Here is a 22462-nt window from a genome sequence, read left to right as displayed (position 1 = left end):
ATTTTATGCTTGAAATCCGCCACCTTCAATTATTGACCGCACTACGTGAGCAAGGCTCGCTTGCTGCCGCGGCTGAGGACTTGTATGTCACGGCATCAGCAGTCTCCCATCAGCTCAAAGAAATCGAAAATTATTATGGTGTTAGCCTCGTCAATCGCCGCTCAAGACCACTAAGCTTTACCCCGGCGGGCAAAGAAGTACTCAAGCTTGCCGACAGTGTGCTACCGCAATTTAATCGTACCACCGCCAACCTTAAAAGACTGGGTCGTGGTCAAACGGGACAATTGCGTTTAGCCTCGGAATGTCATAGCTGTTTTGATTGGTTGATGCCTATTCTTAATCGTTATCGCAGGGAATGGCAAGACGTTGAGCTAGACTTTAGCTCAGGCTTTGAACCTGAGCCCCACCTAATGCTACTCGATGAAGAAATTGATGTGCTTATCACAGCCAGTCGCTTACCCTTGGAGGGAATCAGTTATTTGCCGTTATTTCAATACGAAAGTCGGCTGGTGTTGTCACCGACCCACCCATTAGTCGATAAAAAATCGCCGATTTTGCCAGAAGATTTGATTGATGAAACGCTCATCGTCTATCCTGTGGAAGCCAAGCGCCTTGATATCATCGCGCATTTTTTTGCGCCTGCAGGACTTGCGCCCAAGAAACTAAGAACCACAGAATTGACGGCGATGTTAATTCAGCTAGTTGCGAGTGAACGAGGGGTTGCCTCGTTACCGAATTGGGTAGTAAATGAATACGAAAAAAAAGGCTGGGTAATATCAAGGGCATTGGGGGAGGGCGTGTTTTGCCAGCTTTATGCTGCGACCCGTACTACAAGTAAAGAAGTGGCTTATATTCAAGGGTTTTTGGATTTACTGCCAGAGATTACCCATAAATCGATATTACCTGCCCATCATCTAGCCTAATTGATTAAACCTAATCAATTAAAAATGCTGGGTGTGACACTATGACACTTATGTTGATGTATGCCACACCCAAATTACATACCAACACACGCCAACCAAAGCTAAAGCCAGCTCACCCAAAGTAAAAAAGAATTACTTTGAGACCAAGTTAACATCTTCGGGTGGGATATGCGTTGTTGCTAATACTGTTGGCTCATCGTATTCAACTTTTTCAGTGACCAGTTCTTCATGGCGCAGTGTCACAGGAATTTGCGTTTCATGACTGACATTTTGAGTCATTAACTGTACTTTTTCCGCCACAATGGTTTCAATATTTACTTTAGCTATTTGTTGAAGTAGAGGAATCTCAATCGGCGTATCCCCTAAAGTAATCGCTTGCCCATTTACCATTAACTGTGGCACGTTGACGTTGTTAGTAACTACGCTGACTAAATTATCATGAGGGGCGTTAGGCTGGGCAAATACATGTTCAATCACTAAGACTTCTTGATTGAGTGTCACAGGAACGTTAACCGTTTGGCTGATGATTTTTTTTGATAATTTAATATTGTCTTTGACAAATCGCTCAATCTGCACTTGGGGGCGTTCAGCTAATAGCTCTAAAGTGTTGTTGGTATCTTCACGAAAATCGACGGTTTTGACAATGTTATCATGAGTATGAGTATCCTGGGGGTGTAGTACATTAGTATTGATCATCGGGTTTTTCATCGAGTGTTTTCCATTGCAAAGTTATTGTTCCAAAATCCTGTAATAATATATAATAATCACAAAAAAGACAGATGAAATCATCTGCCTTTTTCAAGCCAATGGCAACACCGTTGGCAGAAGTTAAACTTTATAGTAATTAATTCTAATGATATTAATTATCAAAGTTTACGGGGCGCATTTGGATCGATTGCAGGTGATACATTACCATCGACGGTATCAACACCCGTTACGCGCTCAACGCCATCTTTTTGTACATCTAACTCTTCACGACGAACGGTTTCATTAAAGGTCTCAGTACGAGTTTGGGCCACTTTATCTACGTTAACTTCTTCAGTCACGTAAGTTTGTTTGTTGACATTTGCACGTTCAGCTTCCAGTTCGACCTCAATAGTAGCATTGTCATTATCACCGATGTTGCGATCAGTAGGTTTATTAACTGGCGTACGCTGAATATGTGCTTGTTCTTCAGTTAGCTCAACATTGACAGTGCGTGGCTCGGACACAACATGTTTACCTACTTTTAGTAAACCCGCTACAATTTTGTCTTTATTGACTGAAAGTCGTTCTTCAAGCAACTGTAATGTATTAGGTGATTGGTAATCGTTATCAGTAAGCTTAACAGGCGTTGCAGCGCGGTCAAATACGTGACGGTCACGAACCGTTTGTTCTTCAATACTGTAGTTGTAGTCAGGATCGTAGCTATCCATTGTTTCAACAGTATCTCGGCTGAGCGAATCAAAATAGACATTGTCGTCTTGAATACGGGCTAACCCTGCAGGTACCAATACTTCTTTTGAGCTAAACCAACCGCCTACATCAACGATGAAATAACGGATACGACCTGTGGTATCGTCAACTAAAGCACCTTGAATGCTACCTATTTTTTCGCCATTGGCGCCATAAGCGGTTTTACCGGTTGGGTCAAAATAATCGTTACCTAAAAGGTCAACGTGGGTGTCTTGGATATCGCGTAAACGCATTAAACTTGCCATGAGAAAATCTCCATTATTTATCTTATTGTCTATTTTTATTAAAATTGTTAAATTAAAATTTAACAAATATAAGATAATTTTTTATAGTTAACTGAAAATTGTTATAATAAATTTTTTAAAATTCAACAAATTAAATATTTCATCACTGATGGATTGTTGAATTCGCCGATGATAAGAGTGGCGAAAAAATTCGTAATCTTTATCGCTCGACATGCATACAAGGGTACTCGAAAACTCACCCATTAAATAGTAGAATTAGATAAAGTTTTGTTTGGTGGGTGTAATTGGCAGTTGTCTTAAGTAACTTTTGCAACTAAGCGTAAAAGAATTTGGCTTTTAGCAATAAAGTAAAAACATATTAAAAAAGTTGGGTAGAACACATAGCACAAACCACCATCGCAAACCCCAGTAATGCGTTATAAAAAATGCGTTATAAAAACATAGCACTAGGTGATTTTTAATGAAAAAATATCAAGGCAAAATAACCCGCTGGCAAGATGACAAAGGCTTTGGGTTTATTGAGCGAACGGATAACAATTTACAAGACTCAGTCATCTTTTTCCATATCAGCGAATACCGAGCAAACCAACGCCCTGCGCTTAATGAAGCGGTAGTTTTTGAAATAGGGCAAGGCAGAGATGGCAAACCCTGCGCTGTCAACGTGCAGCAACAGACGTTTGTCAGACAAAAAATTGCCCAACAAAATGCCCGCCAAGTTCGTCAAACTCAAAACGACCTTAAAAATCAAACATTACTCACGTGGGTGGCTATTGGGGTGCTGTTTTTTGTGTTACTGACCGCTATTGTGCTGGTTAAGCACTTACCCTTATGGATTATAGGTTGGTATTTTGCGATAAGTTTGGCGACCTATCTGCTGTATGCGCATGATAAAAAAGCTGCGCAAAATGGTGATTGGCGTGTGCAAGAATCGTCACTCCATAAATTAGCTTTTGCTGGGGGCTGGGTAGGGGCGGCGTTTGCCCATTGGTCATTGCGCCATAAATCAACCAAGCCAGAATTTCGTAGGGCTTTTTACTTAACAGTGATCGGGAATATCCTAGCTTTGGCAATCATAAGTTATATCAACATGAAAATCAGATGATTGCTTGATAGATTGATTGATGCGCAAAAAAAATCCCTAATACAGCTTAGGGATTTTTTTTAGCATGAGACAATTAGATTAATTCAATCGCTAATGCAACCGCTTCACCACCACCGATACATAAGCTAGCAATGCCTTTTTTGCCGCCTGTGCGTTTGAGTGAGTTGATAAGCGTGACTACGATACGCGCACCTGATGCCCCCACGGGATGACCTAATGCACAAGCACCGCCTTCGATATTAACCTTAGCATGGTCAAGGTCATTTTCTTGCATAGCAAGCATCGTTACCATGGCGAATGCTTCATTGATTTCCCAAAGATCAACGTCTTCTGTAGTCCATCCAGCTTTTGCTAAAACTTTTTTCACACACTCAATGGGCGCGATGGTAAATTCGCTTGGGTGTTGTGAGTGGGTGGCTTGGGCAACGATGCGTGCAAGTGGTTTTAAGCCTTTTTCCTTGGCTTTGTCTTCTGACATCAATACAACGGCAGCTGCCCCATCAGAGATTGAGCTTGAGTTAGCGGCAGTGACAGTACCATCTTTTGAAAACGCGGGTTTTAAGGTTGGGATTTTTTCTACATTGGCTTTACCGGGTTGTTCGTCCGTGTCAATGACCACATCGCCTTTACGAGTTTTGACAGTAACCGGAACGATTTCGTTTTTGAAGTGACCTTCATTGATGGCGGTGTTGGCGCGTTTTAGCGATTCGATAGCAAATGCATCCATCGCCTCACGTGTGATACCCCGTTTATCTGCCATTTCTTGCGCAAATGCACCCATTAACTTGCCGGTATCAGCATCTTTAAGACCATCTAAGAACATGGTGTCTTTGATCTCGCCATCTCCCATGCGATAACCACCACGTGCCTTTGGTAGCACATAAGGGGCGTTGGTCATTGATTCCATACCACCTGCTACCACAATATCAAATTCGCCGCTACGAATTGAATTGGCACCGAGCATAATGGCTTTCATACCAGAACCACAAAGTTTGTTGACATTGATTGCGCCTGTGGCATCTGGGATACCTGCTTTACGCATCGCTTGACGCGCTGGGCTTTGACCTGCACCCGCGGTTAAGATACAACCCATGATAACTTCGTCAATCTCTTCTGGTTTTACGCCGGCACGGTTGACGGCTTCTTTAATCACGGTTGCACCAAGCTCTGGCATTGATACTTCGCTCAAATCACCTTGGAATCCACCCATTGGGGTGCGAACGCCATCTACGATTACGACTGAATTTTCCATATTAAATTTCCTTTGAGTTAGGGTTTTTGGTGTCACAAGCAAACTACGACCTAAATCACTACGGTCTATAAACAAGCAGGGTTATAAACGGCAAGCATGCCAATCACAATAGATGTTTTAAGTTTAGCTAATGCGATACATTTCATATTATCATAGTTAAAATGTAAATTAAACTACTGAAAACACTGTAAAATATACCAGTCGAGTCTACCCAAATCTTACTGCATCAACTCATCCAACCGAATGCGCACCACCTTATCGGTCACGGTATCTAACGCTTCGATTTTAGCAATCGCTTCATTCATATTGCGCTCAACGACGGGGTCAACCATAATAATGACTGGCAAATCAGTGCTAGTATCATCATGCGCTGGCTGTTGCAAAATTGCATCAATACTAATTTTAGACTCACTTAAAATGCGGGTGACTTCTGCTAGTACGCCCAAATCATCTTTGACTTGTAGGCGCAGATAGTAGCCTGAGATCATTTCATCGCTTGACAAAATGCGTGTGTTATTGAGTGTCTCAGGCTGGAATGCCAAATGTGGCACCAAATTGGCGGTTGAATCATTGGTCTCTGCAAGGGCGCGTACCATGTCCACCACATCTGCCATCACAGCGGATGCAGTTGCGCCTGCCCCAGCACCCGAACCGTAATACAAGGTTTGTCCAACAGGCTCTGCGTCAACCATAATGGCATTTTTTACCCCATTCACATTGGCAAGTAACACCTGTTTTGGAATCAAAGTCGGGTGTACACGTAATTCAATGCCTTCTTCGCCACTGTCTAAAATACGACGTTTAGCAAACCCTAAATGCTTGATACGGTAGCCAAGCTCGTTGGCATAACGCACATCTTGCTTGGTGATTTTGGTAATGCCTTCACAGTAAACTTTGTCAAATTGTAGCGGGATACCAAACGCGATTGACGCAAGCAGCGTCAATTTATGCGCAGCATCAATCCCTTCGACGTCAAATGTCGGATCGGCTTCGGCATAACCCAGCGCTTGTGCTTCAGCGAGGACATCTGCAAAGTCGCGCTTTTTATCACGCATTTCAGTCATGATAAAGTTGCCTGTACCATTGATGATGCCAGCAAGCCAATCGATTTTGTTTGCAGCTAAGCCTTCACGTAAGATTTTGATAATCGGAATACCGCCGGCAACCGCGGCTTCATACGCCACTTTGACGCCCTTGGCATCTGCCTTGGCAAAAATCTCATTGCCATGTTCTGCCAGTAATGCTTTGTTGGCAGTCACAATATGTTTGCCATGCTCGATTGCCGCTAAAATCACCTCTTTAGCCATGGTCGTACCGCCCATCAATTCCACCACAATATCCACATCATCTTGCTGAACGATATCAAGCAAATCGGCAGATTGTTTGATGTCTGTTGGGATATCGGTACGGTTGCGACGCGTCCCTACGTGGGTAATTTTAATCTCACGTCCTGTGCGACGCGTCATTTCATCAAGGTTGTTTTGTAGTAGTTCAACCACCCCAGTACCTACAGTACCAAGCCCTAAAATCGCTAATTGAATAGGTCGATTATTCATAAAAAAAATTCTCAAATGTCAAAAATATAAAAATAAAAGTTTAAAAGTTGGCTAGCTAAATATACCATGCTAACTTGTGATTGGTAAGGTATAAAATCCAATTGCCTAAAAAAATTAAAATAAAAAACCAGCTAATGACAAATAGCTGGTTTGTATCCCATCCGGGGTTAACTTATTTGAGGTTGAGCGCCTGTGCCAATTCATCCGGTGGCAGATAACCGCCAAGTTGATGACCTTCTGTGTCAAACACCGCTGGGGTGCCATTGATACCCAAATTTGCGCCTAACTCATAAATTTTACGTACTGGGTTACTGCAAGTCGGTGCATTGATAGGCATGCCCAATTTGGCATCGGTTAAGGCTTTTTTACGGTCACCGCTACACCAGATTTTTTCCATGATTGGCATGGTCTGTTCACTACGTGGCCAAGGTAGATAGCGCACTTCGATACCCAGTGCATTTATCTCATCGATTTCACTGTGGAATTTACGGCAATAACCACAATCTGCATCGGTAAACACATAGATTGCCGCTTTCGTCTGCCCCTTGGCGGGGAAGATAATCATGTCTTTTTTATCAATGCTGGCAAGGCTGGCTTTCGCATCTTGTGCTTGCAAGTTCGCTGAGATATGCTCAGGTTTGGCACCACCGACTTTGATGATATCGCCTTGTATCACATATTGACCTGTCGCATCGGTAAAAAACGCCGGTAAACCTTCGGCCTTGACCCAATAGATATTTGGCATACTGGTCGCTGTCACCGAGGTGATTTTGGCGGTGATACCTGATTTGGCTAAATTTGCCGCCAGCATTTGCTGTAGCTGTGGTTCATTTTTTGCCGCGGGAGCTGAGCTGCTAGTCGCTTCGAGTTTCTGACTTTCAGAATTGGCGGGTGTGCGCGATTGGGCATTATCACAACCTGCCAAACCAACAATGCCAGCAACAGCGATGACACTGGTAATCAAACGGGCAGTTAATGAGGTTTTAGCAGGATAAGTTGCAAAACGAATGAGCATGAGAAAACCCACAGAACGTTAATATAGGTTTTTATTTTACCATATTGTTATGGCGTATGAGCGCTAACCCTGTCAACTTATTGTTAATAATCTACCACGTCTACTAGGTCGGGGCTCACATTTTTGCCCGTTTCAATCTTTCCGCTTGTTTCAATTTTTTGGTCCGCTAAAAGTAACCGGCTCAAAGCCAAGTTCTATTAATGCATTGAAGGGTTGTTTAACAAAGTTTGCTTAACTAGGTTTTTTAAAAAAATTCAACGTTTAAGCAAATAACTTTTGATAAGTTGCGATACAATTTAAACATTGTGTTTGCAAAACAAATTTGTAAACTAACAAATCTTCAGCTAGTTTAATAACTATTATTATTTTTCATCTTTTACTATTTTTTAGGAATCTATCATGGCAATTGCTAGTTTATTAACCTTACTCGACGATATTAGTGTCATCCTAGATGATGTATCGGTGATGACAAAAGTCGCTGCCAAAAAAACGGCGGGCGTGTTGGGCGATGATTTGGCACTCAACGCCAATCAAGTATCAGGGGTACGAGCCGATCGCGAGTTGCCTGTGGTGTGGAGTGTCGCCAAAGGCTCTTTAGTCAATAAAGTGATTTTAGTGCCGCTGGCTTTGATTATCAGTGCAATTTCACAAGCCTTGGTAACAGGATTATTGATGATTGGTGGTTTATATCTGTGTTATGAAGGGGCAGAGAAAGTGGTGCACAAATTTTGGCCACACCCCGCGAGTAACGATCCCGAGCAAGCCGAGCGGGTAGCAGCCAATGCCGATGAAAGTGTGGATTTGGTGGCGCATGAAAAAGAAAAAATCAAAGGGGCAGTGCGGACAGATTTTATTTTATCGGCTGAAATCATTGTGATTTCACTTGGCACCATTGCGGCAACGGTGCCTTTACTGGATAAAGCGGCAACACTGGTAGCAATTTCACTCATCATGACAGTGGGTGTGTATGGCTTTGTTGCCATGATTGTCAAGATAGATGATTTGGGGCTGCACTTGCAACAAAAGTCGTCATCAGCGGCACAAAGTATAGGTAAAGCCTTATTAGCCTTTGCGCCTATTTTGATGAAAGTGCTATCAATCGCCGGTACTTTGGCAATGTTTTTGGTGGGTGGTGGTATTTTGGCACACGGCGTTGGCGCGTTATATCATGGGATTGAACATTTAGGTGACTTGTCAGGGGTGTTTTCAGGCTTAACCACTAACTTATTAAATGCACTGGTTGGTTTGGTAGCAGGTTTGGTAGTAGTTGCGATCATGACAGTCATCTCAAAAATTCGTAACAAGCCTGCCCATTAAACGAGTCCGCCCATTCATTGTATCTAAAATTTGTAGCTAAAATAAAAAAGCAGTTCATGTTGAACTGCTTTTTTTATTGCTATACAGGCACGCAAACACGATTGAATTACTGGTTGTGCTGCGGCGTTACCGACTCATCGTGAGAGGGCGCTACGTCAGTTGGGGCGGTGGTCGTCGATTTTTTAGTGACAACAACGGCATTTTCCACCTTTTTACTGGTACGCGTTTTGGGTTTGGCTGCTGGTTTTTCGCTCGCCTTAGCTTTACGCGTACGGGTTTTCGGTGCTTTTGGGGTTGCCAACGTCAGCATACCAACGGTTGCCGGTTTCATTTGTTCTGCCACACTTTCAATCATGTTCTTATAACTAACGGGTGTGGTTTTACGTTTTTGCGCCGCTGCTTCTGCGCTATCTTCTACGTCCGTTGCTTCAACACCTTCGCTGTCAGTATTAAAGCCTACTGCTGGTTCATCAGCTGTTGGCACTAAGTCAACGTCCTGATTCACTATAGCATCGTCCGCTATTGTTGTCGCAGAGACTGGCTCGGTTGGTTGGTTAGCGACTGGCGCATTGTGCGCTTGCAAGTAAGCTTCGACCAATTTACCTTGCTCAATCAACGCATGACCTTGGTCGCCTAAGCGCGCCACAATCCATGCGCCTACGCTACCTGCTTGATATGGCAGGTGGTTTTGGCTAAGCGACGCTGATTGAGTTGAGGCTGCTTCTACTTGACCGGTGACACTGTCAGTTTGATTGGGGGTAGGCTCAGCAACTGACGGGTTTGAGTCAGTCGGCGCTTGAGCGACAGCGGTATCAATTATGGCGCCGCGTGGATCATTGATGGCGCGTTTAGTCACTATTGGCAGCGCAGCGTCAGTTTTGCCTGCTTGGCATTGGAACTGACTGGCGGGCAAAATGGCCGTATGATAATCATCCAAGTTTTGCGCGGATAAACTGGCATAACCATAATTTCTAAAATACTGCCCAAAACGCTGTTGTTCAGCCACTACGACATTATCTTTTGCTGGGGTAGTGGTGGTAGCAGCTTGATGATTAAAAGCGTCGATGGCTTGGATAAAGCAGCTAACCACGCTGTCAGTTGCCATTTTTTCAGCAGCATTATCTAAGTACTGGTTAATAAACTGACTCACCGTACCTGAAATTTTTGTCACTGAAGTGGTCACTACAGAGGCAACTGGGCTAAATTGCGCTTGGTAAGCCTTATAGACTTCGCGTGGGTCATTTTTGGCACGACCTTGGCTCGGTGTCACTGCTAGCTGTACAGTGGCAGTTTCAGCTGATGGCGCAGATGGTGTGGATGCTTTAGCGAGCTCTGCTACCTCATCATTTGACACTGTAACGCTGCTAGAGTTAACTGGCGTCTGAATTGCCTGTTCTGGTGTTGTGGGTTCGGGCATCGTAGCCGATACTATTGGCTGCACCTCAGGTTTTGCAATTTCATCTTTGCTGGCATCTAGCGAGAGGTGCGTTGTTTCAACCGCAGCTATAGGTTGCTGTGGTTCAGTTTTAAATACTTGAACTTGCACACTGTTGGGGTTGCGTTGTTTTGTGCCTTTCGGTTTTTCTGCTTTGGACTGGTTGTTTTTTCTACCATCGACAGCGGCAACAGCGTTATCAGTCGCTGTCACATCATTGACTGCAGCCGCGTTACTATCATCGTTTGCTAGTGTAGCACGACGTTCTTTGACCCCGCGGCTGTCACGCCGACTATTCGGCTCACGTTTTGGCAGCTCACTAGTTTTGGCAGTTTTTAACGCATCGTTTGACTTGTCTTTATTGCTGTCAGTGTCCTGTGATGAAACTTCCGACTCACTCGTTTCAGATTGATAACGGTTTGGTTTTTTAGCCTTTGGTTTGCGGTTACCACGTTTACGGCGATCGGCATCTTTATCGCTTGATTCAGCCGTGGCTGAAGGTTGTTGAGACGCTTCTTGATAAGGATTGGCGCTAGTTTCACTGGTGTTTGTGCTCACCGCAGGGATGCTTGCGGTCAATGCGGCGTGATTGATTTGACCTTGCACCCCCAAGCTTTGCGCGCCGGTATTGACAAGACTTTCAATCGCCGAAGCGGCATCTTGACCACTAAAGTGTGGGGTGACTTGGGCTTGCTGGGTAGGAGCAAACAAGTTCGATAGCCAAGCGACTGCAGAAGTTGCAGGAACAGTGGCAGCCGGCTGCACAGGCTCTGGCGCGGCAGCTTTTGGGGCAGTCGTATTGTTAGCAGTTTGCTGAGATTTATTTGATGGCGTTGCAGGATTCGGCGTGGTGTTGGCGGCGTTGCTAGCACTGCTCCAGGCATTATGATTACCTGTCGGTGCTACACGGCTGACTTCATTGTCATCGGTGTGCCAGTTGCTCGTATCGTAGCCACGGTCTTTATATTCTTGTTGTTGGCTTTCGGCGACACGCTCATAGCTCGCTGGCGCAAACCCATCACTGTTATAAGTGATATTAAACTCGGGGGATTCAAGATGGGCATGCGGCAAGATAGTAATGCGCGTGCCACTTTCTTGCTCAAGACAGACGAGCGTTTCACGTTTTTCGTTAAGTAAAAATGCCGCGATATCGGTTGGCACTTCGGCTTGTATTTCGCCATGACGCTCTTGTAGCGCCCGTTGTTCGATTTGACGCATGATTGACAAAGCAAGTGAACGCAAGTCACGAATCATACCGGTACCGTGACAACGGGGGCAGAGGTAACCTGTCGCTTCTTCAAGTGACGGACGCAAGCGTTGACGACTCATTTCAAGTAGTCCAAAACGTGAAATTTCAGCGAATTGGATACGTGCGCGGTCGTTTTTGGTGGCTTCTTTGAGACGATTTTCCACTTGTTTTTGGTGGTCATCGGTTGCCATGTCAATAAAGTCAATAACAATCAAACCACCCATATCACGCAGGCGTAACTGGCGGGCGATTTCATCTGCTGCTTCTAAATTGGTATTAAATGCCGTTTCTGAGACATCCGCGCCTTTGGTAGCTTTTGATGAGTTGATATCGATTGATACCAGAGCTTCAGTTTGGTCAATTACAATCGAACCGCCGCTTGGCAAACGTACTTCACGTTGGTAGGCGGTTTCGATTTGTTTTTCAATCCCAAAACGGGCAAACATCGGCTCATAGTCAGTGTATTTGCGCAGTTTATTGGCTTGCTGCGGCATCACCGCTTCAATAAAATTCGCCGCTTCATTATAGGCGTATTCATTGTCAACCCAAATTTCCGTGATATCATCACGCAGGTAGTCGCGTACTGCACGGGTGACTACGCCCGCTTCTTGGTGCATCAGGCGAGGTGAGGGGAATTTTTGGCTTTGTTGTTGGATGCCTTTCCATATGTTTAATAAATGGTCAAGGTCTTGTTGTAATTCATCCGTGGTTTTACCAATCCCTGCAGTACGGATGATAACGCTCATGCCTTTGGGTAGTCTTAGCTCACTTAACGCTTGCTTCATCTCATCGCGCAGCTTGCCAGAGATTTGGCGAGAGATACCGCCGCCACGCGCATTGTTGGGCATCAATACCAAATAACGACCCGCCAATGAAATCAAAGTAGATAACGCCGCGCCTTTATTACCGCGTTCTTCTTTTTCCACCTGAACGATGAGTTCATCGCCTTCTTTAATCAGTTGTTTGATGTTATTGGTAGATCGAGGGTCACCTGCTAGATACTCTGGGGCGATTTCACGAATCGGTAAAAAACCTTGACGTTGTGAACCGTATTCCACAAATACCGCTTCAAGCGATGGCTCGACACGGGTCACATGACCTTTATAAATATTGGCCTTTTTTTGCTCCCGGGTACGGTTTTCTAAATCGAAGTCATACAAGTGATTGCCATTGCACAGGGCAACACGGATTTCTTCGGCGTGGGTAGCATTGATGAGGATGCGCTTCATGTGTTTTCTCCTAAACACACAAAACATACGAGGGTAGATAAATGTTGCTATCAAACATTTGATGAAACAACGTCAAACAGTTTTGACTAGGCTCGCTGATACCAAGCTTAAGCGGCTTGATAACAAGGTTTGTTGTTCACCAAAAATTGCATGATTAAGTTGGATTATTGCCATAGCGAGGTTGTAAACCTGTTATGTAAATACAGCCGTCATGCTGGATTAGGGGTTGTTGCCCAAAACAATGTGCGTTTTAGGACAAATGAATGAACCCTTTTTCCCTATTGGTCAAAAAGTGTTAGCGTTAGTTTTCGCTTTAAATGGCAAGCCTGATAAGTTAGGTTTTACAAAGGCGTGGGCAATTTAAAATGGTAAATCGTCCAAAACCGTAAACGTTTATCTCAAAATCGCAACTACTGAGTTCATTTACCTAGGCGCATAATACGCTAATCGTTACCAGCAGTTTCGTGGTTGTAAGGCACAAAACCCACCATTTATCTGTTATCTCTATATATCACTAATCTTTACAAACTATTTGAACATGTTTTCAAATGACAATTATCTTCGTTACTCGTATGTCGTGTGCTGATATTGATTAAAATCAGTCTTAAAATCTATAAATATTGGCAGTTTAGTGCGCCCTATCGTGAGTCATACTGCCATGAATAAATTTCGGTAGTATGGGCGACAGCAAAAGCGACAGTTTAATTATCCCGCGTACACTCCATTGTAATGAAGCTTAACAGGGTCCAGTCGAATTGATGGCGCGAATTCATAGCGGCACAGGCACTAAACTGCTAAACTATAGCAAATTTTTATGTAAACGGCTATCAAAATATGACAGAGCACTCGCAGTCTCCCAAACGTCCTGCCCATCCTAGCAAAAAACGCGACACCCCATCGCAGCAATCGGCTCATCAAACCCCAAAACGCACGCCTAGCAAACAACCGCCCAGCAAACAACCGCAGTCTGCAGATGACGATATTTTAGATTTTGCTAAGGTCAATTATCTGACCGTCACACGCCAGCAGCATGACCAACGTGTTGATAATTTTTTGTTGGGTCGTCTTAAAGGACTGCCGCGCTCACACGTCTATAACATGATTCGTTCCGACGAAATCCGTGTCAATGGCAAACGCTGTAAACCCCACGACAAACTGCAGCGTAATGACGTGGTGCGCATTGCACCCATCAAGCTTGCCACGCGTGAAAAACCCGTGATTAGCCCTGACTTTGCCCAAAGCTTGCTTGAGCGCATTGTGTATGAAGATGAGGGTTTAATCGTGCTCAATAAACCATCGGGTATGGCGGTACATGGCGGCAGTGGCGAGAGTTTTGGCGTGATTGAAGCCATGCGAGAAGCAACGGGTAAAAAATACCTTGAGCTGGTGCACCGAATTGACAAAGATACCTCTGGCTTACTGATGATTGCCAAAAAACGCTCAACCCTTAAAACTTTACAAGAGCATTTGCGAGAAAAAACCTTGCAAAAAACCTATCTGTGTTTGGTCGCAGGTTGGATAAGTAGCGAAACACAAACCATTGATAAACCGCTACTAAAATACACGTTGCCTGCCACACAAGAAGGCAAAAGCGGTGAACGCCGTGTCAAAGTGGATATGAAATCCGAAGACAGTAAGCCAAGTCAAACCCAAATTAACGTGTTGCAAAAATTTGAGTTAAATGGTCAAAAAGTCAGCTTAATTGAAGCCAAACCGCTGACAGGGCGTACCCACCAAATTCGGGTGCATTTGGCGAGCATCGGACATCCATTATTGGGTGATGATAAATACAATCCGAATGTGGCTAAAGGCGATAAAAGCGTGCGCCGCTTGTGCTTGCATGCTTATCAGCTTGCTATTCCAGAATATGAAACAATTACAGCCGAATTGCCAGTCGATATGCAAAATTTGATAGAGAATCAACATGATTAACATGAAAAACAAATCCCTAATCATTTTTGACTGGGATGGCACGTTGATGGATTCGGTGGGCTTAATCGTCGATGCCATGCGCCATGCCGCCCAAGCAAACGGTTTAACCGTCACCGATGACGCGACCAAATCGATTATTGGTATTGCACTCGTGGATGCGTTTCCCATGCTATTTCCCAATGACAGCGATAAATATGATGACTTGCTTGCCACTTACTCTGAGTATTATGTCAAGCATTGCGACAACGACAAACTGTTTGATGGTATTAAAGAATTGATTCAAGATTTACACGCGCAAGGCAAAACACTATCGATTGCCACAGGGAAAAAACGAAAAGGTCTGAAGCGAGTATTGCCAAACTCTGGCATTCAAGCGTTTTTTACGCTCACCAAAACCGCTGACGAAACCGCAGGTAAGCCAAATCCGCTGATGCTGGAACAAATTTTAAAAGAAACAGGCAAGACAGTTAATGATGCAGTATTTGTCGGTGATAGTATTCATGACATTCGTATGGCAAATGCAATACAGATGGATAGCATTGCTGTAAGTTACGGCTGTGAAAAAGCCGATGTTTTAGCAAAAGAACATCCAACCAAGCTTGTTGCAACAATCAATGAACTAAAACAACAGCTCATTTAGTTTAGCTTTGTGCAGATAACTAACTTCGAGTAGAATAACGGCAACTAAAAATTTTAAAAAGCTGTTTACAATGACCGAAGAACTACTCATCAACATCAGCCCATCTGAGAGCCGAGTCGCGGTTCTCGAAGATGGGATACTCAACGAAATCTTTATCGAACGCCATAGCAAACTTGGCTCAGTGGGCAATATCTACCTTGGCACAGTGGTGCGCGTACTACCAGGGATGCAGGCAGCATTTATCGACATTGGGCAATCGCGCACCGCGTTTTTGCACGTCAATGATATGCAGACCCTGCGTCCTAAGCTCTCAGCCATTGAACCGCCCAAACCGCAAAACCCCGCAATTGACAACACCTTAGACCCTGATACCACTACGCTTGCGATGACCACAACCACCTATCAGCCACCGCCTAGCGAGTTGATAGAGAACCGCTTGTATGAAGGACAGCGTATCTTGGTGCAAGTGATTAAGGACCAATTAGGTAGTAAAGGCGCACGACTGACGACGGATGTGTCATTGCCTTCGCGTTATTTGGTGTACTTGCCGTATGGTGAACATATTGGTATCTCTCAGCGGATTGATGGCGATGAGCGAGAGCGGTTAAAAACGCAGCTTGGCGAGCTGATGCACCAAGTCAATCTACAAGGCGGATTGATTGCGCGTACTGCTGCCGAAAATATCCCGCAATCCAAACTTGAAGAAGATATTTACTATCTACTGCAGCTTTGGCGTATGGTACAAGCCCGCCGTGAACAAACGCCGACCCATCGCCGTTTTGAGCTAATTTATCAAGATTTGTCGCTACCTTTGCGCGCGATTCGAGATTTGATTGGTGAGCAGACTGAAAGGGTGACGGTCGATAACGCCCGAGTATTTGATGCTATCCGTCATTTTGCCAAAGAGTTTGTCCCACTCATTTATCCACGTATTCAATTGTATGAAGGCGAGCAGGCGTTATTTGATGTTCACCGTGTTGAAGAGGATTTAAAAGACGCGCTCAATCGCCGTGTTAATCTCAAATCAGGCGGTTATCTTATCATCGACCAAACCGAAGCCATGACCACCATTGATGTCAATACAGGCTCATTTGTCGGAGGGCGTTCTCTTGAAGATACGGTGTATAAAACCAATTTAGAGGCCACCCATGCCATCGCCCGTCAGCTGCGACTGCGTAATTTGGGCGGGATTATCATTCTTGACTTTATCGATATGCAAGAGCAACAGCACCGCGATGAAGTGCTAGCAAGCCTGCAAGAACAGCTCAAACGCGATTATGCCAAAACTAACATCAGCGAAGTCTCAGCGCTTGGGCTCATAGAGATGACTCGTAAACGCACGCGTGAGAGCTTACAACAACAGCTTTGTGAGCCGTGTCCAACCTGTGGCGGTAAAGGCTTTGTCAAAAGCGCCGAAACCGTGTGTCTGGAGATTTTCCGCGAATTGATGCGCTGCGCCAGAACCTATAATGCCCCTAAGAAATTTACCGTGGTAGCAAACAGCGGCGTTATTGACTTGCTTGAAACCATTGAAGCGGATACGGTGGCAGAGATGGAATATTTGCTGGGTCGTCCGATTAATTTGGAGAGTGATAACCGTTTTAATCAAGAACAATATGATATTTTGCTAGATTAGCCTATTGCTTTTACCCAAAAAATCGGTATAATACAGCCCACTTAACTTATTGCAGGGCGACGAAGATGATTCGTCAATTCATAAAAGAATAAGCCCTTTAATACAGTCGCTCCATTGATTGCGACACGAAATTAAAGAATACAGTTTCACCGACTATTAATAATGCTATCTATGTATTGCAAGTTAATAGTTTGAGTGGGACTGAAATTTTTTTATTTTCAAAAAGTGCCTGTTAAAAACAGGTAAAAAATGCAAGTTAGGTGTTTACTCAATAACAGCTTAACACCCAACGCAAATTAACCCATATCAAACTTTATATTAGGAGCTTACTGGCATGGCTAACCAGAAAATCCGTATCAGACTTAAATCTTTTGACCATCGTCTGATTGACCAATCAGCTCAAGAGATTGTTGATACCGCAAAACGCACAGGTGCACAAGTTCGTGGTCCAGTACCGCTACCAACTCGCATTGAACGCTTTAACATCTTAACCTCACCACACGTGAACAAAGATGCCCGTGACCAATACGAAATCCGCACATTTAAACGTATGGTAGATATCGTTCAGCCTACTGACAAAACAGTCGATGCACTGATGAAGTTAGATTTGGCGGCGGGTGTTGATGTACAAATCGCATTAGGGTAACACCTATATTGAATAACAGTAAAAATTAAGAGGTTAACAACATGGCGATCGGTTTAGTCGGAAAAAAATGCGGCATGACTCGTATCTTCACAGAAGCAGGTGTTTCAATTCCTGTAACTGTTGTTGAAGTTACTGCCAACCGTATCTCTCAAATCAAAACACAAGACACAGACGGCTACCAAGCTATCCAAGTAACAACTGGTGAACGTCGTGATTCTCGTGTTAATGCAGCTCAAAAAGGTCACTTTGCAAAAGCTGGCGTTGCTGCAGGTCGTGGCACTTGGGAATTTCGCGTCGAAGACAGCGAACTTGAAGGCCGCGAAGCAGGTAGTGAAATCGCTGCTGACTTGTTCCAAGTAGGTCAAATCGTTGACGTAATTGGTACCAGCAAAGGTAAAGGTTTCCAAGGTGGTATCAAACGCCACAACTTCCGTTCACAAGATTGGACACATGGTAACTCAGTATCTCACCGCGTTGTGGGTTCTACAGGTCAAAACCAAACACCGGGTCGTGTATTTAAAGGCAAAAAAATGCCAGGTCAAATGGGTAACAAACGTGTGACCGTACAAGGCTTAGAAGTGATTTCAGTTGATGCTGAAAAAGGTATCCTAGTTATCAAGGGTGCAATTCCTGGTGCCAACGGTGGCGACGTTATCGTACGTCCATCAGTTAAAGCTTAATCAAGGGGATTAACGTGAATCTAAATACAGTAACAGGTTCGGCGGTTGAGCTATCAGACGTAGCATTTGGTCGTGAATTCAACGAAGCACTTGTACACCAAGTAGTTACCGCTTATTTAGCGGGTGGTCGTCAAGGTAGCCGTGCTCAAAAAACGCGTGGTGAAGTATCTGGCGGTGGTAAAAAACCATGGCGTCAAAAAGGTACTGGCCGTGCACGTGCTGGTTCCATCCGTAGCCCAATTTGGGTCGGTGGTGGTCGCGCATTTGCAGCCAAGCCACAAGATTGGTCACAAAAAGTGAACCGTAAAATGTACCGTGGTGCCATGCAATGCATTCTTGCTGAATTGATTCGTCAAGACCGTTTGGTATTGGTTGATGACATCAGCATTTCAGCACCAAAAACTAAAGAGCTTATTGCTAAACTTAAAGACTTAAATGCCCCTAAAGCATTAATCGTTACCAATGAAGTTGACGAAAATCTTTACTTAGCTGCTCGCAATATTCCATACGTCAGCGTACTAGGTAGCACTGAAGTTGATCCAGTTAGCCTAATTGCGTTTGACAAAGTCATCATGTCTGTCGCAGCCGCCAAAGAAATTGAGGGAGTGTTAGCATGAATAACGCAAGACTATATCAGGTACTAAAAGCACCTGTATTTTCAGAAAAATCTCAAATCTTGGGCGATACTTTAGGTGTGCAAGTGTTCAAAGTTGACACCAACGCGACAAAAAAAGAGATTAAAAAAGCCGTAGAATTAATGTTTGAAGGTGTTGAAGTAGTTAAAGTTAACACTTTGAATGTTAAAGGTAAGACAAAGCGATTTGGTCGCACGGTAGGTCGTCGTCAAGACTTCAAAAAAGCCTATGTGACCTTAAAAGCTGGTCAAGATGTTCAAGTAGCCGACGTAGCAGAACAACCTGCTGCTGACAACGAATAAGGATTACACAATGCCTATCGTAAAAGCCAAACCGACATCACCAGGTCGCCGATTTGTCGAGAAAGTGGTGCATCCACACCTTCATAAAGGTCGTCCTTATGCAGCATTAGTAGAGTCAAAAGGCAAAACTGGTGGTCGTAACAACAACGGTCGCATCACTACCCGTCATATCGGTGGTGGTCATAAACAGCATTACCGTGTTGTTGACTTCAAACGTAACAAAGACAACATCCCTGCTGTTGTAGAGCGTATTGAGTACGATCCAAACCGTACTGCACACATCGCACTACTTAAATATGCAGACGGTGAGCGTCGTTACATTATCGCACCAAAAAAATTGCAACAAGGCGATACCGTTATTTCTGGTGAAACTGCACCAATTCGCCCAGGTAACTGCTTGCCACTACGTAGCATTCCAGTGGGTACAGTGATTCACAATATCGAACTTAAAATCGGTAAAGGTGCACAGATCGCTCGTTCAGCAGGTGCTGCGGTTCAATTATTGGGTCGTGATGGTATCTATGCAATCGTTCGTTTACGTTCAGGCGAAACTCGTCGTATCCACGTAAATTGTCGTGCGGTTATCGGTGAAGTATCAAACACTGAAAATAACCTTAAATCATTGGGTAAAGCAGGTGCCAACCGCTGGCGTGGCGTTCGTCCTACCGTTCGTGGTACTGCAATGAACCCAGTTGACCATCCACACGGTGGTGGTGAAGGTCGTAACTTCGGTAAACACCCAACCAGCCCATGGGGTCAAAAGGCTAAAGGCCTTAAAACACGTTCTAACAAACGTACTGACCACATGATTATCCGCCGTCGTCGCGTCAATAAGAAATAAGGAATAATTTCATGCCTCGTTCATTGAAAAAAGGTCCATTCATCGATGCGCACTTGTTTGCCAAAGTTGAGAATGCGTTAGAAACTAACTCACGCAAACCAATCAAAACTTGGTCACGTCGCTCAATGATTTTGCCACAAATGGTCGGCTTAACTATTTCTGTTCATAACGGTCGTACACACGTACCTGTTATCGTAAACGAGCAAATGGTTGGTCATAAACTTGGTGAATTCGCCCCAACCCGTACATATCGTGGTCATGGCGTTGACAAGAAATCTAAGAAATAAGGTGCTCATCATGGAAGTAACTGCAAAATTACGCGGTGCCGCCATTTCGGCACAAAAAGTACGCTTAGTTGCTGACGAAGTTCGCGGCAAATCAATCGAGCGTGCATTAGATATCTTAACCTTTAGCAACAAAAAAGCCGCTAAATTGGTTAAAAAATGCTTAGAATCTGCGATTGCTAACGCTGAGCATAACAATGGTTTAGACATCGATACATTGCGTGTTTCTACCATTTATGTGGATGAAGGTATTACGTTAAAACGTGTTTTACCACGTGCCAAAGGTCGTGCTGACCGTATTAGCAAACGTACTTGCCACATCACAGTTAAGGTAGGAGCATAATATGGGACAGAAAGTTCATCCAATCGGCATCCGTCTTGGCGTAATCCGTAAATCAAACGCTAACTGGTATGCAGATCCAAAAAAATACTCTGAATACTTAATCAACGACTTACAAGTTCGTAAATATTTAGAGAAAAAGCTTAAAGCAGCGATGATTAGCGGTATTAGCATCGAACGTCCTACAGGCGCAGCTAAAATCACTATTGCCACTGCACGTCCTGGTATCATCATTGGTAAAAAAGGCGAAGATATCGAAAGCCTACAAAAAGAACTTACCAAATTAATGGGCGTACCGGCACAAGTTAGCATTGAAGAAATCACCCAACCAGACTTAGACGCACGTCTAGTGGCTGATGGTATTGCTTCACAACTTGAACGTCGTGTCATGTTCCGCCGTGCTATGAAACGTGCTGTTCAAAACAGTATGAAAGCGGGCGCACAAGGTATTAAAGTTGAGCTATCAGGTCGTCTTGGCGGCGCTGAGATTGCTCGCTCAGAGTGGTATCGTGAAGGCCGTGTACCTTTGCATACATTACGTGCTGACATTGACTACTCAAATGTACGCGCAGAAACCACTTACGGTACTATCGGTGTAAAAGTTTGGATTTTCCGTGGTGAAGTGCTTGATGGCATGAACCGTGTATATAATCCAGTCAAAGAAGAAAAGCAAGCACGTGCACCTCAAAAACGTCGTGCTCGTAATGATCGTAGCGACCGCCCACGTAGTGAGCGCCCAGCTAAAGACAGAGGTTAATCGATATGTTACAACCAAAACGTACCAAGTTTCGTAAAGTACAAAAAGGACGTAATACGGGGTTAGCTCACCGTGGTAGTAGCGTATCTTTTGGTACAATCGGACTTAAATCAGTAGAACGTGGTCGTATGACTGCCCGTCAAATCGAAGCTGCTCGTCGTACGATTTCACGTCGTATCAAGCGCGGTGGTAAAATTTGGATTCGTGTGTTCCCAGACAAACCAATTACCGAAAAACCACTAGAAGTTCGTATGGGTAAAGGTAAAGGTCCAGTAGAATACTGGGTATGCGAAATCAAACCAGGCAAAATGCTTTATGAAATCGAAGGGGTTTCTGACGAGCTAGCAACTGAAGCGTTCACGCTTGCAGCTGCCAAGTTGCCTTTCAAAACCACCATTGTTAAACGGACGATAATGTAATGAAGATCAGTGAACTTAAAGACAAATCAGTCGAAGAGCTGACCCAATTACTAGACGAAAAGCAATTAGAAACATTTCGTCTTCGTATGGCAAAAGCCACTGGTCAGTTAGGCAACACCCATGAGATTAAAGCAAATCGTCGTACGATTGCTCAAATCAAGACTCTTATCTCTGAAAAACAGAACACCGAAAACCAAGGGGCTTAATCATGAGTGAGCAAAATACCAACCAAGTTAACGCTTCTGAACAAAGTACAGTCACTGGTAAAGTTGTCAGTGACAAAATGGATAAAACCATTACTGTACTTGTTGAGCGTCGTATTCGTCATGCCAAATATGGCAAAATGATTCGTCGTTCGACCAAACTACATGCTCATGACGAAAACAATGAGTGTGGCGTTGGTGATACAGTTCGTATCAAATCAACACGTCCACTATCAAAAACCAAATCTTGGGTGTTAGTAGACGTCGTAGAAAAAGCAGTTAATATTTAATTTAACTTAAATAGATAGTTATAATTGCAAAGCAAGTCAGTAACTGCTACAATACGCCACCTTAAAAATGGCTTATTGT

General features: G+C 44.0%; 23 protein-coding genes. 17 read left to right on the top strand and 6 right to left on the bottom strand.

Annotated features, from left to right (window positions below; genetic code table 11):
* The first annotated feature begins 5 nt into the window (after window positions 1-5).
* Entirely contained in the window at window positions 6-923 is a 918-nt protein-coding gene (locus tag ACAM39_RS08590; RefSeq protein ID WP_369627357.1) for a LysR family transcriptional regulator, read from the top strand.
* 132 nt (window positions 924-1055) lie between these two features.
* On the opposite strand, the gene ACAM39_RS08585 is transcribed toward ACAM39_RS08590, so the two are convergent.
* Window positions 1056-1631, bottom strand: coding sequence for a DUF2382 domain-containing protein (locus ACAM39_RS08585; protein ID WP_369627356.1), 576 nt, complete (start codon window positions 1629-1631; stop codon window positions 1056-1058).
* A 158-nt stretch (window positions 1632-1789) separates the two neighbouring features.
* Window positions 1790-2623 (bottom strand): DUF2382 domain-containing protein, encoded by an 834-nt coding sequence (locus ACAM39_RS08580; RefSeq protein WP_369627355.1) that lies wholly within the window; start codon window positions 2621-2623, stop codon window positions 1790-1792.
* A gap of 460 nt (window positions 2624-3083) precedes the next feature.
* Here ACAM39_RS08580 and ACAM39_RS08575 point away from each other — a divergent pair, with 460 nt between their 5' ends.
* Complete coding sequence (locus tag ACAM39_RS08575; protein WP_369627354.1) at window positions 3084-3725, top strand: DUF1294 domain-containing protein; 642 nt, start codon at window positions 3084-3086, stop codon at window positions 3723-3725.
* A 73-nt stretch (window positions 3726-3798) separates the two neighbouring features.
* Here the strand turns inward: ACAM39_RS08575 and ACAM39_RS08570 are convergent, their stop codons facing one another.
* The 3 genes from ACAM39_RS08570 to ACAM39_RS08560 all read right to left on the bottom strand — a co-directional run bounded on the left by ACAM39_RS08570 (window position 3799) and on the right by ACAM39_RS08560 (window position 7548).
* The gene (locus ACAM39_RS08570) at window positions 3799-4977 is read right to left on the bottom strand and encodes a thiolase family protein (protein WP_369627353.1); all 1179 of its coding nucleotides are present in this window, start codon (window positions 4975-4977) and stop codon (window positions 3799-3801) included.
* A gap of 218 nt (window positions 4978-5195) precedes the next feature.
* A complete protein-coding gene (locus tag ACAM39_RS08565) occupies window positions 5196-6533 on the bottom strand; it encodes a homoserine dehydrogenase (protein WP_369627352.1) in 1338 nt (445 codons plus the stop codon).
* A gap of 172 nt (window positions 6534-6705) precedes the next feature.
* On the bottom strand, window positions 6706-7548 hold the full coding sequence (locus ACAM39_RS08560) for a DsbC family protein (RefSeq protein ID WP_369627351.1): 843 nt from the start codon (window positions 7546-7548) through the stop codon (window positions 6706-6708).
* 399 nt (window positions 7549-7947) lie between these two features.
* On the opposite strand from ACAM39_RS08560, the gene ACAM39_RS08555 reads away from it, so the two are divergent.
* A complete protein-coding gene (locus ACAM39_RS08555) occupies window positions 7948-8865 on the top strand; it encodes a DUF808 domain-containing protein (RefSeq protein ID WP_369627350.1) in 918 nt (305 codons plus the stop codon).
* A 106-nt stretch (window positions 8866-8971) separates the two neighbouring features.
* Here the strand turns inward: ACAM39_RS08555 and ACAM39_RS08550 are convergent, their stop codons facing one another.
* Window positions 8972-12778, bottom strand: coding sequence for an Rne/Rng family ribonuclease (locus tag ACAM39_RS08550; RefSeq protein WP_369627349.1), 3807 nt, complete (start codon window positions 12776-12778; stop codon window positions 8972-8974).
* Between the two features lie 834 nt (window positions 12779-13612).
* Between ACAM39_RS08550 and ACAM39_RS08545 the strand changes: the two genes are divergently transcribed.
* The 14 genes from ACAM39_RS08545 (at window position 13613) to rpsQ (ending at window position 22383) form a co-directional block, all read left to right on the top strand.
* Window positions 13613-14710 (top strand): RluA family pseudouridine synthase, encoded by a 1098-nt coding sequence (locus ACAM39_RS08545; RefSeq protein ID WP_369627348.1) that lies wholly within the window; start codon window positions 13613-13615, stop codon window positions 14708-14710.
* A complete protein-coding gene (locus tag ACAM39_RS08540) occupies window positions 14703-15350 on the top strand; it encodes an HAD family hydrolase (RefSeq protein WP_369627347.1) in 648 nt (215 codons plus the stop codon). Before ACAM39_RS08545 ends, ACAM39_RS08540 begins: the two co-directional genes overlap by 8 nt.
* A 70-nt stretch (window positions 15351-15420) precedes the next feature.
* Complete coding sequence (locus tag ACAM39_RS08535) at window positions 15421-16986, top strand: Rne/Rng family ribonuclease (RefSeq protein WP_050324672.1); 1566 nt, start codon at window positions 15421-15423, stop codon at window positions 16984-16986.
* Window positions 16987-17320: 334 nt separating this feature from the next.
* A complete protein-coding gene (gene rpsJ / locus ACAM39_RS08530; protein WP_007115544.1) occupies window positions 17321-17632 on the top strand; it encodes a 30S ribosomal protein S10 in 312 nt (103 codons plus the stop codon).
* A gap of 41 nt (window positions 17633-17673) precedes the next feature.
* A complete protein-coding gene (gene rplC, locus ACAM39_RS08525) occupies window positions 17674-18312 on the top strand; it encodes a 50S ribosomal protein L3 (protein ID WP_007115545.1) in 639 nt (212 codons plus the stop codon).
* Between the two features lie 14 nt (window positions 18313-18326).
* Window positions 18327-18929 carry a 50S ribosomal protein L4 gene (gene rplD / locus ACAM39_RS08520; protein WP_007115546.1) on the top strand — a complete coding sequence of 201 codons (603 nt, stop codon included), beginning with the start codon at window positions 18327-18329 and terminating at the stop codon, window positions 18927-18929.
* Window positions 18926-19249, top strand: a complete 324-nt coding sequence (gene rplW / locus ACAM39_RS08515; RefSeq protein ID WP_007115547.1) for a 50S ribosomal protein L23 — start codon at window positions 18926-18928, stop codon at window positions 19247-19249. The genes rplD and rplW overlap by 4 nt, the downstream gene beginning before the upstream one ends.
* A gap of 10 nt (window positions 19250-19259) precedes the next feature.
* Window positions 19260-20090, top strand: coding sequence for a 50S ribosomal protein L2 (rplB, locus tag ACAM39_RS08510; protein ID WP_007115548.1), 831 nt, complete (start codon window positions 19260-19262; stop codon window positions 20088-20090).
* Between the two features lie 11 nt (window positions 20091-20101).
* Window positions 20102-20377, top strand: coding sequence for a 30S ribosomal protein S19 (gene rpsS / locus ACAM39_RS08505; RefSeq protein WP_007115549.1), 276 nt, complete (start codon window positions 20102-20104; stop codon window positions 20375-20377).
* Between the two features lie 10 nt (window positions 20378-20387).
* Window positions 20388-20717, top strand: coding sequence for a 50S ribosomal protein L22 (gene rplV / locus ACAM39_RS08500; protein ID WP_007115550.1), 330 nt, complete (start codon window positions 20388-20390; stop codon window positions 20715-20717).
* 1 nt (window position 20718) lies between these two features.
* Complete coding sequence (gene rpsC, locus ACAM39_RS08495; protein ID WP_007115551.1) at window positions 20719-21471, top strand: 30S ribosomal protein S3; 753 nt, start codon at window positions 20719-20721, stop codon at window positions 21469-21471.
* A 5-nt stretch (window positions 21472-21476) separates the two neighbouring features.
* The gene (gene rplP / locus ACAM39_RS08490; protein ID WP_007115552.1) at window positions 21477-21890 is read left to right on the top strand and encodes a 50S ribosomal protein L16; all 414 of its coding nucleotides are present in this window, start codon (window positions 21477-21479) and stop codon (window positions 21888-21890) included.
* Window positions 21890-22096, top strand: coding sequence for a 50S ribosomal protein L29 (rpmC, locus tag ACAM39_RS08485; RefSeq protein WP_007115553.1), 207 nt, complete (start codon window positions 21890-21892; stop codon window positions 22094-22096). The genes rplP and rpmC overlap by 1 nt, the downstream gene beginning before the upstream one ends.
* A gap of 2 nt (window positions 22097-22098) precedes the next feature.
* Window positions 22099-22383, top strand: coding sequence for a 30S ribosomal protein S17 (rpsQ, locus tag ACAM39_RS08480; protein WP_095355845.1), 285 nt, complete (start codon window positions 22099-22101; stop codon window positions 22381-22383).
* Window positions 22384-22462 lie beyond the last annotated feature (79 nt).

The sequence above is a fragment of the Moraxella sp. K02 genome (assembly GCF_041154755.1).
Lineage (GTDB): Bacteria > Pseudomonadota > Gammaproteobacteria > Pseudomonadales > Moraxellaceae > Faucicola.
Note: the sequence above shows the minus strand (reverse complement) of the source record. Positions and strands in the feature narration are given on the sequence as shown.